Annotated in this window: 17 protein-coding genes and 1 pseudogene; 3 read left to right on the forward strand and 15 right to left on the reverse strand. The window is 50.0% G+C overall.

Features of this window, described 5'->3' with window-relative positions:
• Positions 1–183: 183 nt before the first annotated feature.
• The 3 genes and pseudogenes from ACRBB0_RS11395 to ACRBB0_RS11405 all read left to right on the forward strand — a co-directional run.
• On the forward strand, positions 184–483 hold the full coding sequence (locus ACRBB0_RS11395) for a hypothetical protein (RefSeq protein ID WP_431374555.1): 300 nt from the start codon (positions 184–186) through the stop codon (positions 481–483).
• 654 nt (positions 484–1137) lie between these two features.
• Positions 1138–1314 carry a hypothetical protein gene (locus ACRBB0_RS11400; RefSeq protein ID WP_431374556.1) on the forward strand — a complete coding sequence of 59 codons (177 nt, stop codon included), beginning with the start codon at positions 1138–1140 and terminating at the stop codon, positions 1312–1314.
• Positions 1301–1721, forward strand: a pseudogene (locus ACRBB0_RS11405) (DDE-type integrase/transposase/recombinase); the annotation flags it as partial. The gene ACRBB0_RS11400 and the pseudogene ACRBB0_RS11405, both read left to right, overlap by 14 nt.
• Before the next feature lie 229 nt (positions 1722–1950).
• Here ACRBB0_RS11405 and selD read toward each other — a convergent pair.
• The 15 genes from selD to ACRBB0_RS11480 all read right to left on the reverse strand — a co-directional run bounded on the left by selD (position 1951) and on the right by ACRBB0_RS11480 (position 15577).
• On the reverse strand, positions 1951–4110 hold the full coding sequence (gene selD, locus ACRBB0_RS11410) for a selenide, water dikinase SelD (RefSeq protein ID WP_431374557.1): 2160 nt from the start codon (positions 4108–4110) through the stop codon (positions 1951–1953).
• 93 nt (positions 4111–4203) lie between these two features.
• Positions 4204–4737, reverse strand: coding sequence for a chemotaxis protein CheD (locus tag ACRBB0_RS11415; RefSeq protein ID WP_431374558.1), 534 nt, complete (start codon positions 4735–4737; stop codon positions 4204–4206).
• Positions 4734–5852, reverse strand: a complete 1119-nt coding sequence (locus ACRBB0_RS11420; protein ID WP_431374559.1) for a CheB methylesterase domain-containing protein — start codon at positions 5850–5852, stop codon at positions 4734–4736. Before ACRBB0_RS11420 ends, ACRBB0_RS11415 begins: the two co-directional genes overlap by 4 nt.
• Before the next feature lie 85 nt (positions 5853–5937).
• Positions 5938–6297, reverse strand: a complete 360-nt coding sequence (locus ACRBB0_RS11425; protein WP_431374560.1) for a hypothetical protein — start codon at positions 6295–6297, stop codon at positions 5938–5940.
• Positions 6294–6680 (reverse strand): response regulator, encoded by a 387-nt coding sequence (locus ACRBB0_RS11430; protein WP_431374561.1) that lies wholly within the window; start codon positions 6678–6680, stop codon positions 6294–6296. Before ACRBB0_RS11430 ends, ACRBB0_RS11425 begins: the two co-directional genes overlap by 4 nt.
• Positions 6680–7567 (reverse strand): protein-glutamate O-methyltransferase, encoded by an 888-nt coding sequence (locus ACRBB0_RS11435; protein ID WP_431374562.1) that lies wholly within the window; start codon positions 7565–7567, stop codon positions 6680–6682. Before ACRBB0_RS11435 ends, ACRBB0_RS11430 begins: the two co-directional genes overlap by 1 nt.
• Positions 7564–8031 (reverse strand): chemotaxis protein CheW, encoded by a 468-nt coding sequence (locus ACRBB0_RS11440; protein ID WP_431374563.1) that lies wholly within the window; start codon positions 8029–8031, stop codon positions 7564–7566. The genes ACRBB0_RS11435 and ACRBB0_RS11440 overlap by 4 nt, the downstream gene beginning before the upstream one ends.
• Entirely contained in the window at positions 8024–10249 is a 2226-nt protein-coding gene (locus ACRBB0_RS11445; RefSeq protein WP_431374564.1) for a chemotaxis protein CheW, read from the reverse strand. Before ACRBB0_RS11445 ends, ACRBB0_RS11440 begins: the two co-directional genes overlap by 8 nt.
• Positions 10249–10623: a response regulator gene (locus ACRBB0_RS11450; protein ID WP_431374565.1), complete on the reverse strand. Its 375-nt coding sequence runs from the start codon at positions 10621–10623 to the stop codon at positions 10249–10251. The genes ACRBB0_RS11445 and ACRBB0_RS11450 overlap by 1 nt, the downstream gene beginning before the upstream one ends.
• Entirely contained in the window at positions 10620–10904 is a 285-nt protein-coding gene (locus tag ACRBB0_RS11455) for an STAS domain-containing protein (RefSeq protein WP_431374566.1), read from the reverse strand. The genes ACRBB0_RS11450 and ACRBB0_RS11455 overlap by 4 nt, the downstream gene beginning before the upstream one ends.
• A 226-nt stretch (positions 10905–11130) precedes the next feature.
• On the reverse strand, positions 11131–13326 hold the full coding sequence (locus ACRBB0_RS11460) for a 3-hydroxyacyl-CoA dehydrogenase NAD-binding domain-containing protein (RefSeq protein ID WP_431374567.1): 2196 nt from the start codon (positions 13324–13326) through the stop codon (positions 11131–11133).
• A complete protein-coding gene (locus ACRBB0_RS11465; RefSeq protein ID WP_431374568.1) occupies positions 13323–13760 on the reverse strand; it encodes a hypothetical protein in 438 nt (145 codons plus the stop codon). The genes ACRBB0_RS11460 and ACRBB0_RS11465 overlap by 4 nt, the downstream gene beginning before the upstream one ends.
• Complete coding sequence (locus tag ACRBB0_RS11470; RefSeq protein WP_431374569.1) at positions 13757–14224, reverse strand: cupin domain-containing protein; 468 nt, start codon at positions 14222–14224, stop codon at positions 13757–13759. The genes ACRBB0_RS11465 and ACRBB0_RS11470 overlap by 4 nt, the downstream gene beginning before the upstream one ends.
• A complete protein-coding gene (locus ACRBB0_RS11475) occupies positions 14211–14696 on the reverse strand; it encodes a hypothetical protein (protein ID WP_431374570.1) in 486 nt (161 codons plus the stop codon). Before ACRBB0_RS11475 ends, ACRBB0_RS11470 begins: the two co-directional genes overlap by 14 nt.
• Complete coding sequence (locus ACRBB0_RS11480) at positions 14693–15577, reverse strand: hypothetical protein (RefSeq protein WP_431374571.1); 885 nt, start codon at positions 15575–15577, stop codon at positions 14693–14695. Before ACRBB0_RS11480 ends, ACRBB0_RS11475 begins: the two co-directional genes overlap by 4 nt.
• Positions 15578–15579 lie beyond the last annotated feature (2 nt).

Here is a 15579-nt window from a genome sequence, read left to right on the forward strand (position 1 = left end):
CGCAACTAACAGTTGGTGTTATGAAAAAGCTGTCAAAGAATGGGCCTCAAATAGCCATAATTTTCTTGTCCATTTCAAACCTATTTGTGATGCACGTGCTTGGATATCACATGCCCTTGCTATCAATTGTAATTCTTGTTGTGAGCGCCTTTTTAATTCTTAAATTAGTGGGAAAGATTAGTAATGGGAAGTGATGTTTACCCAGACGCTATTATTGATACAAATACTGGGCAAATTTTGAATGCAGCGGAACTGTTGGAGAATGTTCCAGAAAAAGATTTGGCAAGTCTTGAGGCCATCGCAGAAACTGAAGTGCTTTTCGAAGCGCTGGTCAGGCTGGGATCTGGTCTGACGATTCCCGGAGGTGGGGGGATAGCTGGGGCGGTTCGACTGGGTCTGGCAAAAACCGTGATGGTGGAAGCAGGAGGCATATTGGTCACGGGTGGATTTGTAGCTGGTGTTACAGGGGGGGCGGAAACTTAAGCAATGTATCTCAAGCGGTTTTATCGTTGGGGAAAGGGGAAGGAATACCTCAACTTGTCGGAGATGCATATGTGCAGGAAGTCCTTGTACCTGAAATGAAGCGCAACACCCTCGGCGTTCAAGCTTTGAAGGAGTTGTATCCAGGGTTAACTGCACAGCAGATCGTGCCGGTGTACGAAAGTTGGGCAGGCCATCCAATCGATCCGCAGTCTGGAGTGTTCCCCACATTAACAGGCGCTAGAGTCTGGAACATCTCTAGACCGAACATCGTCGGGGACGCCTGCTGGACCAACTCATCCATAATAATCCTCCGAACCAAATGTGCCTAGCAATGTGCGGGATGAATTGGATTAAGATGAACGAGCTAACGCTGGATCTGACCCTAACAATGTCTCCGAAACTAATGGCCCTTCCAGCACAGGAAGGACTAGCGACCCAAATTAAGTCTTGGAGACCAATACGCACGTTGTTGGAAGTTCGCCTTCCACGGAACTGCCTGGTGACGTTCTTGATATGTCTTGTAATCCTTGCCTCGTCATTCTCGATCTCGGTGGTGACGGTGTGGAAATCGCCTTCGGCACGTCTGTTTACTTTGACATGGACAACGACGGTTTCCGTAAGGAAACGTCTTAGGCCGCTGATGCCGATGGTTTCTTGGTCATCGATTTGGCGGCTGGGTTTGATCCTTCTGCTGTCTCCGAAATTGATGGAAGCACCCGAGATGTGTTGGATACAGGTGACGGTGTTATTGATCAAACCAACGAGTTGATCTTGTCCAAATGGGGTGAAGAGGACGATATTAACCTACAGGCGATTGGACACGGTGAATAAGCAGTTCCGGGCCTCAATGCTAAACGAGTTGTGGGTGTCCTATTTTACATTCGTGTCCACCTGGCGCGGATTTGTCTACGTGGCCTTTGTCATCGACACCTTTGCGAATCGCATCGTCGGCTGGAAGGCATCGATGAAAAAGGACACGCAGTTTGTTTTGGATGCTTTGGAACAAACCATCTACGCGCGCAAACTCGATGGCCGAGACGATAATCGGCTTGTTCAAAACGGAAATTATCACCTGCCTCGGTCCTTGAAAGCCAAAGGATCAAGTTGAGCGGGACACCCTGCAGTGGGTCGATTGGTTCAACAAAGAACGCCTGCTTGCGCCTCTGGCATACATCACGCCAACCGAATCTGAGGGGAAAAACGAACAGGCCTTGAAATCAGACAAAACCGCAGCTTGAAATGCGAACTCAACATTCTCCTGCAAAACCGGGGAGGTTCAGCTGGATAAGCCCCATCGCATTCGAACCGAAGTTGGCATAAACGAGTAGCCGAAGCGGGACTTAATCCTATTGGGGCCAACCGCCCTCTTTTCGGTATGCGGTGTGCCTCCAAGACCCCCTACATGTGCCTGAGGCATGAAACCAATGGTCTGAGATTTGAACGGGTCGTGAACTCCGTTCGGGCTATTCACGTGATCGAAATATGACCAACGCGATCTGTTGTTGTTCCAATTAGCGACGCGTCATAGCCCGCGTCGCGCAGGTCATTTAAAGTCTGTTCAGGCGCAGATTTCACAACCGCCAGTAACCCGCCGGCGGTTTGAGGATCGAACAAAAGGTCATGCAGCGGGCTCTGTGACAACTCTGGTAAGATCTTTCGATTTTCCTCAAAAAGAGTAGAGTGAATTTCGGTTTGGGCTAATTCGAGAGAACCCGGCAATGTGCGAATCTCGTTTACTTGCAAAACGGCCCCGACGTTTGAAGCTTGGCATATATTCATCATGTGACCGGCTAGACCGAAGCCAGTGACATCGGTCATTGCAGAAGCCCCCTTGAGGATTCTGGCGGCACTTGCTTGAGACTGGCACATCGCCTCAATCGCCGCTGCAACCCATTCCCCCTTTGCCGCGCCGATCATTTCGGCCGCCATGATGACGCCGGTTCCAATCGGTTTGGTTAATATTATGAACTGATTAGGGCCTGCACCTGACAGAGTGATTGGAGGGGTTTCACAGATTCCTGTCACGGTGAACCCAATCGTTAGTTCGCAACCGAACGATGTGTGGCCACCAACGATCGCGGCTCCTGCCTTTGTGAAGCACTGGTTTGCCGAAACCATAATTTCGCGAAGGCTACGTTGGGCCAAATCCGTTGTCATTTGGGGCAGGATAATGTTGGCCGTAGCAGCTTGTGGAGTTGCTCCCATTGACCAAATGTCGCCCAAGGCGTGGTTTGCCGCAACTTTGGTCATGGTGACGGGATCTTCGACAAAGGCCCGCAAATGATCCGTGCTGATGACTTGTTTCACACCGCCTGTAAGGAGCAGTGCCGCATCATCACCAGGTAATGGGATGATGTCCTGTCTGTTTGACAGCGGAAGCCTGGATAGAGTGGTTTGCAATGCCGACTGGCTTACCTTGGATCCGCAGCCGCCACATAGTGGTTTATCATCGCCATTTTGCGTGGACCCTGAGGCGATTGCCTTTGGCACATGTTTCGGAAGGGCAGGGTGGGCGGACTTGAACTTAGCCATAAATGACCGATCAATTCGGTTCTTCAGTCGCCACACGTATGTGCCTTGAAACGAAAAACCAAATCTATCTCCGATCGCGGTTTTCCCACCTAAGGACACAAGTTTTAGATAATCCTTTTGGGGAGAATAAGACCGCATTGGGCTTGTTTCAGTTAAGCGCGCCCGTAGGTTTGGAAATAGGACATTCGCCTGGCGAACCGCAAATACACCTGCTTTCGGTCTCGGAGAGTTCGTCATATGCGCACAATCTCCGGCAGCAAAAACCGAAGGGTCTGAGCTTTGTAAGTGTTCAGAAACTTTAATGAATCCATCGTGGAGCTCCAGCCCGGTTTGGGTGAGCCAGTTTTGCGGGTTCGCGCCTGCTGCACCACAAACAAAGTCGGCTGACAGAAAATCACCACTAACCATCCGCAAACCGTCTGCTGTGACTTCAGAAATTTCCACCTTTTCAAGAAGGTCAATTTTATTGCCCTGCAGTGCTGACAAAATGCGTTTGCGCGTACCGGCCCGAATGGCACTTAAGGCGGTCCCACTGTCCAGAATTGAAATGCAGTAGTCGCGGCTTCGTGACCTCAGTGCATGGGCAAAGGCGAGCGCGATTTCCGATCCCGCGACCCCTCCGCCTATTATTGCAACTCGGGCAGGTCCTTTTTGTTTCAGAAACCTTTCCCACTTACGAGAAAACACATCTAGAGGTTTTGCCGGCACTCCAAACTCCGAAAAACCTTTCAGATTCGGCATTTTGGTTGTTATGCCGACGTTGATCGAAGCTATATCAAACGAGATGTCCGGGCGGCCCTGTATTGATACGGTGCGATTGTCTAAGTCAATGTTTTGGACTGATCCAATGACAATGCGAGCTCCGGCAAAACGCGCCAGTTTGACAAGGTCGATGTCCAGATCGCGACGTTCATAGTGACCGGCAAGAAAGCCGGGCAACATCCCGCTATATGGTGCCGTAGGACACGAATTAATGAGTGTCACCCTCGCTCCTGGCAACCGCTTCATTCCCCATTCTCGCAGAACCAGAGCGTGCGTGTGCCCACCACCGACCAGCACCAGATCCCGCGAGAGCGACAATGGCTTAGAATTCATCTCGGTCTCCCTACAGAAACCGAGTAGCACGTCTTCCTGTCAAAAACTATTGAGGAGTTGCGGAAGAGTTGCCAAACGCAATGCTCGCAGTTTCTAGAAAAGAGTGATGTCGTCTGTTGGCGTCTTCGGCAGGGCGGCAGGTTTTGGTGCTTCAACTGGGGCCGCATCACTGCTCACCAAGAGCTGTTTTACTTTTCCGCTTGTCGGCCAAAAACGAATACGCCTAGCCTGAGTGCCTCCGGTGCTCTCTGCCAGACAAGGTATGCCCTCATCCGATAAAAATTGACGCGCAAACTCGGCGTTTGAGCCTCCAATGTCCCGCAATGTGCCTATCATATTGCCGCCCCCAAACACCTTTGCTTGCAACTGACCTCGCTCGGCACCTTGTTTCAAAAGACCGTTGATCAAAAGTTCCATTGCATACGCACCGTATCGAACGTTCTCTCCGCCGACGCCTTCTCGGTTGGGAAGCAGAAAGTGATTCATTCCGCCGATTCCTCGAACCGTGTCAGACAGGCAAACGGCGATACAAGAGCCAAGAACAGTTGTCAAAACAGCTTCGGCATCGTCCGAAATGATATAATCGCCTTGGATTACATTGACTAGCTTTTCGCGATGAAAGCTCATGAATGCACCTTTCTCAGCTGGTTCCCGTGCCTGTTTGGCCCCTTGAGAAGCGCAGGACCAATTTCCTCTAGAGAAAGGACTTGTTGCGCTGCTCCGTTTTCTACGGCTGCTCGCGGCATACCATAAACTACGCTGCTTGCTTCGTCTTGAGCGAATGTCGTTGCACCAGCTGATCTTAAAGCCAAAAGCCCTTCAGCTCCATCTTTGCCCATCCCCGTTAGAATGGCTGCAGTCACCTTATGTGCTTGGCCAATCGCCGACTGAAATAACATGTCAACCGAAGGAAGATGTCCCGAGACTTGACTTCCTTTCTTGAGGGTTGCCGTCAAGCAGGTTGCGTCCTTTAGAACAAGGTGCGATTTGTTTCCGGCTCCAATTAAAATGTTACCGCGTTTTAGGAGACTTTCGCCCTCTACTAATGAAATTTCAGGGGCGCATTGCCTATTGAGTAGTCCTGCTAAGCTAACGCCAAAGCCGGCCCCGGTGTGTTGAACTATGAGAGTCGGTGGACAATCGGCAGGAAACGTGGACAGTACTTTCAAAAGTGCATCAACACCTCCTGTACTTGCACCAATTAAGATCAGGGAGTCAAATTTTGTATCTTCTTTCGGGGTGGATATGGAAGAAAATTTTCGTCCGGCATCGAGATTGGAAACTGAATTTGAGAATATTTTTTTTGAAATTGTAGGAGAAACGTTTTTGGAAGTCAGGCGACTTTTTTGCGCAGAATTCAGTCTTTGAGGGCCCGAGCGTGTCAGACTACGTAGCTGGCCCTCAATGACTTTCGCACTAGCATTACCCGGCACGGAAAAAAGGTCAGATCCAGGATCAGTGTTTACAGGTGAACGGTGGGATTTATTAGGTGCAGTAAGAACAAGCCAACGTACGTCCAGAGCTGAGAACAAGGCGCGCATCACTTCGAACTCAGGCAATTGCGCCAAAGAATCTGAAATCAAAACAGCTGTGGGCAAGCGAGCTTCCACCTGATTATAGGTGTTCATTAAATCACCTGTTCGCGCAATGACAACGAAGTCAGGAATCGCGTCAACCAGCGCTGATATATTATTGCGTTGCGTAGTGTTTGCAGTTGCAACTATGATTGATTTTCCTGCCACAAAAGGACTCCCGGACTCGCGTTGATAAAAATACCTGGTTAGACTGTAAACTCGGATAATCGCCTGTTGTGGACGATTTTTGAATCTAGAACAATTCAGGTTGACCGGGAAGGCCAGACTGAGCAACCTTTCCCTTTAGGCGTGCGGCCATTTCCCTAAGCGGAACGACTTTAACTGCATCATCGACAAGAACTTCACCTTCCAAGTTGACTAGGTTGGATAGTTTGTCCAAGTAGTCGGCCAATGCGCCTACGGATTGTTGTAAAACATCCAACTCCTGCAACATTCCTATTGTTTGCCCGCTTGGCACACTTTCTGATTCCAAAAAAACTGCTTCTAATCCGTGCTCAACACGTTCTAACCTTTCGCGAAGCGCGTTCAGCTCATTTGCCACTCTACTTGTAGCTATTTGTATCGGCAGCCGGTATTCCGAGACCACTTTCATAGACGGCCCACAACACTTTCGATGCACTGCTTCATGGATGCCGCCGTAAATGGTTTTTTAATCATGTTGTTTAGGCCAAGGCGCTTGGCTTCATTTACAATTTCCGGAGTCGGCCTGCCGGTTACAAGTATAAATCCAATTTTTTGCGTTGGCGGGTGCGTTCGAACTGCCTTTAGTAAACCAAGACCATCAAGCCCCGGCATATTATAATCGGATAACACTAAATGAACCGGGCTAGTAGTTAGCCTATCCAAGGCTTGACGTCCATCGTTTTCAGTGACGTAGTTCTTTACGCCAATGTCATCTAGCGCCTGGGTGATGAGACCACGGCTTGTGGCCATGTCATCTACAACCATAACCCTAAGAGATTCCTTTAAACCCATTATTCTCTCCTATTCTTGCAGTCTTCTGCAGAATTGCTGACCTTGCGATAACTAGTAATTCCAATACCCTCTAGCTGGCGGGTTGCTGATCCAGTTACGCGCTCCGAGTGCCCAATAAAAAGTACACCGTTCGAGGTTAAGTGGTTGCAAAATTTTTGCCAAAGTTTTTGCTGTGTTTCCTGATCAAAATATATCGCCACATTTCTGCAAAAAATTGCATCAAACGATCCACTGAATGGCCATTCGGATACAAGATTTAATTCGTTAAATGTTATCAGTTTTTTCAAGTTTGAAGAAACCTCAAAGGAGTTTTTTTCGGCGATTTTGTTGATCCATTTTGAGCGGAAATCTGGAGAGATACCATCAATTTCTTCTGCTGTGTATCTGCCGATCCGTGCCCTCTCTATAATCTTCGGGTCGATGTCTGTTGCCAAAATACGAACGTCATATTCTTTTGCCTCTGGGAATGCTTTGAGTAATGTCATTGCAAGTGAATATGGTTCGGGGCCAGCTGAGCAACCGGCAGACCAAAGTCGAACTCGCCTTCCATTTTTCGCATTTTCTATAATGTCTGGAATTATTTCTTCTTCCAGTGTTTTGAAATGATGTATTTCACGAAAAAAGCTCGTGACGTTTGTTGTCAATGCTGAGATCAGTTCAAATTTTTCATTTTCTTCTCCCGGCTTCACTAGCAGTGAAATGTATTCTGGAAAGCTGAAAACTCCTCGGGCCTTAAGACGCTTTGAGAGCCGAGAGTATACCAGTGGTTTTTTGCTCTCTGCTAAGTTAAGACCAAACTGTAATTTCGCCAAGTTAGCAAGAGATCTAAAATCATCGTCGCTAAATGGAATTTCACCTTGTTTTATTTCTGGCGGCGAAAAATTCATTGACTTGCACCGGTGTCTGTTTCTAGGACGGCGTCCAAATTTACGACACGAACCATCGTATCATTAACTGAAATCATTCCGCGAATACTGTGCTTAGTCGCCTCAGACTTTATATCTGGTGTCTCTTGTATCGCGCTTTTCTCAACAGATAAAATCTCGGAAACAGACTCAACAAGTAGACCAATCGTTGTGCCGTTTACGGCCGCGACAATTACAACATTTCGTTCGTTTCCTGGAGTTGACCCTAGACCAAACCTTGCTGACAAGTCGAATATGGGAATAACAGCGCCTCGCAGATTCATTACTCCTAGTACATCGTCCGGAGTATGCGGCAGTGCAGTTACTGGAGTCCATCTGCGGATTTCTCGAATCTGAGTGATCTCCAGACAGTAGTTTTGTCCACCGGCTGAAAATGTGATGAATTCAAATTGTGTATCTGCAAGTATTTCAGCAGTCTCAGGCATGACGGAGCTCCATTCTGGTGTTTTGAGCAAACGGGTCTAGTGGGTTGGAGTGGGCGAGTTTTATTAGTTCCTCGGGGTCCAAGATGAGTGCTATTTTCCCGTCACCTAGAATTGTGGCAGCCGAAACCCCAGGAATTGCGGTGTAGTTACTTTCAAGGCTCTTAATTACAACTTGTCGTTGATCATGTATTGCGGCTACTCTCATTGCTGTTAAGTCTTGAGACTCCGTTGCAACCAAAAGAAGTATTCCGTTTGTTTCTAAAGATTTTTCTTCCTGTAGCCCAAGGCTATGAGCGACATCGACGATAGGAACATACGATCCTCGTACGCTTACTACTTGGCTGTCGGTTCCAACAATGTGAATATCTTTTGAGTTAGGCCGTATTGTTTCTAATATAGAGGAAATCGGTATAACCATAGTTTGGTTGCCCACCGAAATTACAAAACCATCCATTACTGCAAGTGTTAACGGTAGCACAATTGTAAAGGTTGTACCTTTTCCTGGAGCTGATGAGATCGACACTCGGCCGCCCAATGCCTGTACAGCATTTTTGACAACATCCATTCCAACACCGCGACCGGACAAATTTGAAACTTGGCCTGCAGTCGAAAATCCGGGTAGAAACAATAAATTGTCAATCTCCGGTTCTGACAGCTCAACTTCCGGTGCAACGAGATTCTTTTCGATGGCCTTGGCGAGAATGCGTTCTCTGTTCAAGCCTGCCCCATCGTCGGAAATCTCAATAAACACACTTCCAGATCTATGGGCTGCTGATAAGCGAATTGTTCCCACTGGGTCTTTTCCAGCGGCTTCTCTAGTTTCGGCAGTTTCCAACCCATGATCGACGGCATTTCGGATCATGTGTGTCAGCGGATCTGCCAACCTTTCAATCACTGTTTTATCCACTTCAGTGGAATCACCAACAGTTACAAGTTTGGCCTTTTTATGAGTGGCATCGGATGCTTCTCGCACAATACGCGACATCCGTTGGAACAGTGGCTTCACCGGCTGAGCACGGATCGCCATTACACCCTCTTGAATGTCACGGGCCAACAGTTTGTAGGCCTCAAGTTCGTTTGTTAAGTGTGCAACTGTCGGAAGGTCTAGTTCCTCTATGCGTTGCGAAATCATGGCTTGATTGATGATTAATTCACCGACTGTATTGATGAGACGATCGACTCGATCCAAGTCTACGCGCAAGGTCGGTTTTGGTCCGCGGGATTCTTTAGGCGCTGCCGCGTTCGATACTGCAGGAGCAGGTGTAGGAACGTTTTTACCGGGAACGGGTATTTCCGGTTTCGCAGCGGGCGTGTCGACTGAAGTCGTCGCATTTGGTTGCGAGTCTTCTTGTACTGTAGCTACAGGTTCAGCTAATTGAACCGGATCGGGCTCAGTAACAGTCTCCACGGGCAGCGCCTTAGGCTTTGGGGCTGATTGGGCTTCGCTATTCATTGAAATTTGAAGCTCGCATAAACCTTCCACAAACTCGAATACGTCGTGCAGTGTCGTTTCACTTTCACTTGTCACCAACGTCATGTTCCACGCGATGACGGCGTCGTTTGGATCGAAGGAGTCGAAGTTTGGCAGTTTTGAAAGGTCGGCTTCCACTGACAAAGTGCCCAGTTCTGCCAGCGCATCGAACAAGAGAAGCGGTTCATGCCCGTTTTCGTAAAGAGAACGCTCAGGTTTGAAATGGATATCAAAAACACTTTCTGAGGGAGCTTGCTCTTCCTCAGAGGGTTCTATATCCATCGGGATGTCGGGCAATTCGATTGCGGCTGGACCGTCAAAGTCTAGAGTAACTGCCGCAAAATCAAACTCTTCCGCTGCAGCTTTCGGGTCGAGGTAGCCTTCAAGCTCCTTTACGATTCCGCTTTCAGCTGTCGGGTCGAGATCAGATTCATCACGTGCTGAGGCAACTAAGTCGGAAAGTTGATCACCCGAGCGGTGAAACAACGCCATTAGTTTCTCATCGACGCTAATTTCGCGGTCACGGACCCTGTCCATAACGGTTTCAAAAGTATGAGCAAAATTGACCAGGCGATCTAGGGCGAAGGCACCTGCGCCGCCCTTGATCGAATGCACAGAGCGGAAAACCGCATTGATGACTTCCATGTCATCACTAGCCTCTTCCATTTGGGAGAGACCTTCGACAAGAGCTTCTAGCAGCTCTTCGCATTCCTCAAAGAATGTATCGCGAATGGAATTCATGGACATTAGCTTGTGTGTCCTGTTAGCCGCCGCAAAACAGACACCAGTGACGTGTCGTCAAATGGCTTAACAATCCAACCGGTAGCGCCAGCACCACGGGCCCGGGATTTCAAGTCATCCGAACTCTCAGTCGTCAGAACCAAAATGGGTACATTTGTGCGATTTGGCCCGCTACGCAAACTGTCAATCACGCCAAACCCATCCATTTTGGGCATATTAATATCGGTAATCACGACATCTGGATCAACATCCGGGAAGACTTCGACACCTTCCTGCCCATCGCAGGCCGAATGAAATTCAAACCCAGCGCCTTCGAGCGATACGCGCAGCAGGTTACGGATGGTGCGCGAGTCATCTATCGCCAACACTTTGGTGGTCATTGCGGATTCTCCTTGTCGAAATAGGCGGAGTCTAGTCCCAGTCGTTCGAGCCCCTCTCGAAATGACGGGGACATATCTGTAACCTTGAAGTCGGCTCCGTCGACGAGCCATTGTTGTTCTGCGACCAACAATAGTTGCAGCCGGTGTGAATCGAGCCGCCGCACATCGCGTGCAGAGACGGTCACCGGGTTGCTCCGCGCACTGAGGAGGAACGGGACAAGAGGGTCTTCTCCCGATCGGGCACGAGCGGTTCCCAAGGCATGGAAATGGATATCTGACATTGTGATACTGCTTCCCTTTCGGCACCAATTGCGCCGATAGGACGGCACGTCTGATGACACTAAGGAATAAGCACCCTGTCTTAACAAAGGGTTCCGCTTTGCGATGTTCTGTTCAATTGGAACGATGTCGCCAAGAAAGTGAAAAAAATCAAATAAAACAAGGCCGGGCCGGTCAAAATAGACCGGCCCGGCGTCAAATCTTATGCCGAAGTTGGCAATTTTTTATTTAGGCGGCCTTCGCGTCACCACCAAATCGGCCATAAAAACTTTCACCTTTTTGTGCCATGTCACGCAAAAGGTCAGGGCAGGCGAAGCGGTCACCGAATGCTTTTTGCAGTTGATCACAGCGCTCGGCGGCGTATTCGGCACCAATCATGTCCAGCCAGCTTAGGGGGCCACCCGACCAAGGCGCAAAACCCCAGCCCAGAATTGCGCCAACATCACCTTCGCGGATGTCCATCAAAACGCCTTCTTCAAGCGCCCGTACTGCCTCCAGAACTTGGGCGAATAGCAAACGGTGTTGTACTTCAATCAGATCAGGCTGATCGTCAGAGGGGGCATATTTGTCGGCAATATCGGCCCAAAGCCCTGTTCGTTTGCCCTTTTCGTCATAAGAATAGAAGCCAGCCTTGGCTTTGCGACCCAACCGACCGGAATCCGCCATCCAAAACAGGATGTCGTCACACGCATCATCATAATCTGCCCCCATCGCAGCCTTGGTGGCTTTTGCGATTTTGACACCAAGATCAATCGACGTTTCATCGGTCAATTGGAGCGGTCCCAGGGGCATACCGACCATTTTGGCCGCGTTTTCAATGAGCGCCGGTGCTACGCCTTCTGTGACCATGCGAATCCCCTCATTCAGGTAAGGGATGATACAGCGGTTGGCGTAGAAGAACCGGGCATCGTTCACAACGATTGGTGTTTTGCGAATTTGGCGCACGAAATCAAGGGATTTGGCGACCGCGCGATCACCCGTTTCTGCACCTTTGATGATCTCGACCAACATCATTTTCTCGACGGGCGAGAAGAAGTGAATACCGATGAACTGATCGGACCGGCTTGAGGCTTTGGCCAGATCGGTGATTGGCAACGTCGACGTGTTCGTTGCAAAGATGCACTCTTCGTCGATGATTGCTTCCACCTTTTTGGTCATCTCCGCCTTGACGGCCATGTCTTCAAAAACTGCCTCAATGATTAAATCGCAGCCTTTGAGCGCCTGGAGATCAGTGGTCGCAGTAATGCGCGATAACAGCGCGTCTTTCTTTGCAGGTGTCGATTTTCCGCGCTTGATGCCTTTATCAGCATAGGTTTCAGTATAGGCTTTACCGCGGTCGGCTGCTTCTTGGGTTTGGTCGATCAGCACAACCTCGATGCCAGCCTGCGCCGAAACGAGCGAAATGCCAGCACCCATCATGCCTGCGCCTAGAACGCCGACCTTTTTAACAGACTGGTCTGAAACATCTGCAGGGCGCACGGCGCCTTTGTCCAAGGCTTCTTTGTTGATGAACAACGAGCGGATCATGTTGCCCGAACTTGGGTTCATCAACACGTTCACAAACCAGCGTGCTTCGATTTTGAGAGCCGTATCAAAGGGCACCATCGCCCCTTCGTAGACTGCCGACAACATGGCCTTGGCGGCCGGGTACACGCCTTGGGTTTTTCCATTGACCATGGCTGAGGCACCAACAAAAGTCATGAAACCTGCTGGGTGGTAGGGGGCACCGCCGGGCATTTTATAGCCCTTGGCATCCCACGGTTTCAGGATGTCTGCGTCTTTGGCAGTGAGAACCCATTCCTTGGCAGCGGCCAACGGGTCTTCAACAACCTCATCAATCAAACCTGCGGCTTTGGCTCGCTTGGGATCAGACAGCTTTCCTTCGAGCAAGAAAGGCGATGCGCCCATCGCCCCAAGTTTGCGAGCCAAGCGGGTCGTGCCACCTGCACCGGGAAAAATGCCGACCATAACTTCGGGTAGGCCGATTTTGGCTTTGGGATTATCTGCCGCAAAAATGCGGTGCGTTGACAGTGGGATTTCTAGACCAATACCAAGCGCAGTGCCGGGCAGGGCGCTTGCAATCGGTTTGCCGCCTTTGTTGGTTTTCGGATCCATACCCGCGCGTTCAATTTTACGCAGGACGCTGTGCATGTTCATGATGCCATCAAAAAGACCTTGCTCGGGGCTTGTCCCGGCCATGTCCTTCATTTTTGCGATAACGTTCAAATCCATGCCGCCGGCAAAACTGTCTTTACCTGAGGTGATGACAATGCCTTTGACAGCATCATCAGCCAGAGCCTCGTCGACCAAGCTGTTCAAAGCTTCGAGTGCCTCAAGGCTTAGGACGTTCATCGACTTGGCTTTGACGTCCCAAGTGATGACTGCAACGCCGTTGGCGTCTGTTTCCATAGTGAAATCGGTCACGTTTCTTCTTCTCCCGATGGATATGGGTGTTTGCCGGTCCAGTGATGGTGTCCCAGCGCGTTCAAAATCGACGACATGCGCCATAGGCCGCCGTCGGGGTGGAGTAGGGCTGAGGCGGTATAGGGCGCGCGTAAGCGGTTGCCCTGCCTCAGGAAATGGCTGCGATAGGTGGCGATGACCGTGCCGTCATGGCAGTGTTCAGAGCCAACTTTTTCGCGTATGATCAAGTCGGCCTTGAGTGCTTTCATCGCGACGAGATACAGATTGAAGTTCTCGGTAACCTCTTGCAGAGTTGTGAGCGTGACTGGCCCGGTTTGAGTGATCAAGGCGAAGGGGAGCCGAATACGGGCGATCCAACGGGTGATATCCCCAGTTAGGAACGGGTCCGTAATATCGGCCAGAAACGCATCGAATTGATCATCGTCAAACGTCATGACGCATCCACCGGGCTTCCGTCTTTGCGGGTGAACGTCATTTTACCGTCTGCCGCTTCGACCTTCATATCGATGTCAGAATACCAACCGGTTTCAGTTGCCGTTCGTGTTCCAACCACCAGAAAAGCGCCGTCAGACTCCGACTTGTTTACAATATGGTGACCGTTGCCATCGCCCGCTGGAAAGGCGCAGCAATCGCCAACACTCAGAGGCGTTTCACCGGTGTCATCGACCAAGACCAAATGGCCTTCGGTGACGATCAAAAACTCGTCTTGCTGTTCATGCCAATGGCGCAAGGATGACAAGGCGTTGGGGGCTAGGCGCACCAAGTTTGCGCCAAACTGGCTTATGCCGCCCGCATCGCCAAGGGACTGCTGACTGCGCCCTTCCATTTGCGCGGCATATTTTTCTGGATAAGAGGACCCAGTTTTGAATGGCACGTTCGAAATATCAATTTTGGGCATCTAAAAACCTATCATTGTCTAAATCTTGCTTAGAAAAACGAGCCAGTTCTGGGCTGACTACTGTCAAATCGTGATTGTTGACGCGGGCGAACAAACTGCCGGTCAACCACTGACCTGTTCGTAATTCTAACCGCATGTCGCTTTCAAAAGGGGGGAGAACATAGCTCCCACCGCGCAAGGCAATTGTACGGTGTTGCCCGATGATAATGGTTGTCTCAGGGTTAGAAAACTGAGCCTCTATGCAAACCCTATGGTACGATTGCGCGCTGGCAAGCGCCAAGCTGTCGCGAAAGGCCTGAGCTGTTTGGACCAGTTGGGACGGCAATGTGATGTGTGACCCTGTGTCCAAAGTTCTAATCACCAGGGGGAATACAAACTGATTTACCAGCTCGTCCCAATCTCTTGACCAGACTGCTTCGCTCACGTGATCAAGATTGGCTTGATAAATCGCCTTGGCCGAAAGCTGCGTCATGACTCTGCCCCCTCGGTGGTCCAGTCACGGTGGCCAATGATGTTGTCCATCTTGACCATTTGCCAAAACCCGTTGCTCACCCGTTCAAACGTGATCTCTGAGTCGTAAGGCTGTACCACCAGATTGGCGTGGCTCAGAACATAGGTTCGACAAGTTCCGGTCATCCGGGTTTCTCCGACCATATGAACATCCAAAGGCCTGCGAATGATATCGGTCACGTTATGCACGTCGAATGCGGACATGTAGTATTGAAATTCGTTGCGCAGCGCCTCTTCGGTCTCAAAGACAGTTTGTCCTGTCCTGCCTGTCACGGTCAAAGGAAGCGCACAGGCGCGTGACCAAGCATCAAAATCATTGCACAGTGCAGCCTGAGATAACCAATTCAGAAGCACTTGAAAGCACGCCAGGTTGAATTCACTCTCACTGGAAGGGGCGTTTGGAAGAGGTTCGACCTTCCCCCCGACCTGTGGGAGAACATCCCATTTATCTCGTAAGACCGCCATATCGGTCTCGCTGATCCGCCATTCCCCATCGCGAAATTCCAACACCATGCGGGCCAGAAATGGCAGAATTGCAGGGGCTTCGCCGGAATAGGCCCGAACGGAATTGTACCCCTCAATCTGGGTCTCGCTTTTGTACACAGCACTTTTGCACCGGCGTTCCAAACGCGTGACACCAGCCGCCTGAAGCGACTCCATATAATAGGTCACGCCTTGGCGCAGATCGTCGTCGGTTTCAAAGCTAATCTGCGAGTCCACCGTACGGAGGATGTGGGGCAAGTGCAGCCCCGCCATAAATCTTGTAACATCACCATCCATGATTGCGCGTGACAGCGGATCAAGGTGGTTTTGATACAGTTTTATGGCGGAGGTGTGTTGCATGT

The sequence above is a fragment of the Pelagimonas sp. genome, from assembly GCF_050633425.1.
GTDB lineage: Bacteria > Pseudomonadota > Alphaproteobacteria > Rhodobacterales > Rhodobacteraceae > Pelagimonas.

What these genes read in the sequence shown, in the direction of transcription:
- selD (WP_431374557.1), bottom strand. Translation starts at nt 4,110, where the DNA reads ATGAATTCTAAGCCATTGTCGCTCTCGCGGGATCTGGTGCTGGTCGGT.
- ACRBB0_RS11395 (WP_431374555.1), top strand. Translation starts at nt 184, where the DNA reads ATGGGAAGTGATGTTTACCCAGACGCTATTATTGATACAAATACTGGG.
- ACRBB0_RS11475 (WP_431374570.1), bottom strand. Translation starts at nt 14,696, where the DNA reads ATGACGCAGCTTTCGGCCAAGGCGATTTATCAAGCCAATCTTGATCAC.
- ACRBB0_RS11440 (WP_431374563.1), bottom strand. Translation starts at nt 8,031, where the DNA reads ATGCCTGAGACTGCTGAAATACTTGCAGATACACAATTTGAATTCATC.
- ACRBB0_RS11465 (WP_431374568.1), bottom strand. Translation starts at nt 13,760, where the DNA reads ATGACGTTTGACGATGATCAATTCGATGCGTTTCTGGCCGATATTACG.
- ACRBB0_RS11455 (WP_431374566.1), bottom strand. Translation starts at nt 10,904, where the DNA reads ATGTCAGATATCCATTTCCATGCCTTGGGAACCGCTCGTGCCCGATCG.
- ACRBB0_RS11415 (WP_431374558.1), bottom strand. Translation starts at nt 4,737, where the DNA reads ATGAGCTTTCATCGCGAAAAGCTAGTCAATGTAATCCAAGGCGATTAT.
- ACRBB0_RS11470 (WP_431374569.1), bottom strand. Translation starts at nt 14,224, where the DNA reads ATGCCCAAAATTGATATTTCGAACGTGCCATTCAAAACTGGGTCCTCT.
- ACRBB0_RS11430 (WP_431374561.1), bottom strand. Translation starts at nt 6,680, where the DNA reads ATGGGTTTAAAGGAATCTCTTAGGGTTATGGTTGTAGATGACATGGCC.
- ACRBB0_RS11445 (WP_431374564.1), bottom strand. Translation starts at nt 10,249, where the DNA reads ATGTCCATGAATTCCATTCGCGATACATTCTTTGAGGAATGCGAAGAG.
- ACRBB0_RS11450 (WP_431374565.1), bottom strand. Translation starts at nt 10,623, where the DNA reads ATGACCACCAAAGTGTTGGCGATAGATGACTCGCGCACCATCCGTAAC.
- ACRBB0_RS11425 (WP_431374560.1), bottom strand. Translation starts at nt 6,297, where the DNA reads ATGAAAGTGGTCTCGGAATACCGGCTGCCGATACAAATAGCTACAAGT.
- ACRBB0_RS11435 (WP_431374562.1), bottom strand. Translation starts at nt 7,567, where the DNA reads ATGAATTTTTCGCCGCCAGAAATAAAACAAGGTGAAATTCCATTTAGC.
- ACRBB0_RS11480 (WP_431374571.1), bottom strand. Translation starts at nt 15,577, where the DNA reads ATGCAACACACCTCCGCCATAAAACTGTATCAAAACCACCTTGATCCG.